Source organism: Amycolatopsis sp. NPDC003676 (assembly GCF_053587275.1).
Genome location: NZ_JBSFNS010000453.1, coordinates 1 through 1023 on the forward strand (window position 1 = coordinate 1; position 1023 = coordinate 1023).

Genomic DNA, 1023 nt, shown 5'->3' on the forward strand with positions numbered 1-1023 from the left:
CCCGCAACCCGTCGGGTCCGTCGGGACCGAGCACCGAACCGGCGACCGCCGCCGCACCGTCATCCGCCCGGCCGACCGGATCTCCGCCCGGGTCGCCCAGATCCGCGCCTCCACCATCGATGCCGCCGCCGAGTCCGGGGTGAAGCGGGGACGGCCGAGATAGTCGGTCAGGTTGTCGACGTCGACCACGAGACTCGTCGGCCGACCGGCCGGCTGTGCGCCGGACTCGATATCGATGACGTTGTCGTAGCCGAGCCCGGGGTCGTACCCGAGCACGGCGCCCGCGCCGAGCGAGCCGTTGTCGACCAGCGTCTTCTCGTCCAGGCGACCGGCGTCCCCCGCGACCAGGCGGGTCGCCGCCTTGCGCAAGGCTTTCGCCACCAGTCGCTCCATCTGGCGCACGCCCGCCTCGCGGGTGTAGTTCGCCGCGATCTCGCGCAGCGCCGCGTCGGTGATCGCGACCTCCTCGGCGGTCAGCGCGTTGCGTTCCAGCTGCCGGGGCACCAGGAAGTCGCGGGCGATGGCCACCTTGTCGGCCTCGGTGTAGCCGTCGACGGTGATGAGCTCCATCCGGTCCAGCAGCGGGCCGGGGATGGTGTCCATGACGTTGGCCGTCGCGATGAACAGCACGTTCGACAGGTCGAGATCCAGGTCCAGGTAGTGATCGCGGAAGGTGTGGTTCTGCGCGGGGTCGAGGACCTCGAGCAGCGCCGCCGCCGGGTCACCGCGGAAGTCGGAGCCGACCTTGTCGATCTCGTCCAGCAGCACGACGGGATTCATCGACCCCGCCTCCTTCACCGCGCGCACGATCCGGCCGGGCAGCGCGCCCACGTAGGTGCGCCGGTGGCCGCGGATCTCGGCCTCGTCGCGCACGCCGCCGAGGGCGACGCGAACGAACTTGCGGCCCAGCGCCTTCGCGACCGACTCACCCAGCGAGGTCTTGCCGACACCGGGCGGACCGACCAGCACGAGCACCGCGCCCGAGCCGCGTCCACCGACGACCTCGAGGCCACGGGCGGCCCG

1 protein-coding gene is annotated in these 1023 nt (G+C 72.1%); it reads right to left on the minus strand.

The features are described 5' to 3' along the window. Positions 1–1023 (minus strand): AAA family ATPase (locus ACWDNU_RS47175; RefSeq protein WP_449673624.1); only part of this gene is annotated, 1023 nt, incomplete at both ends.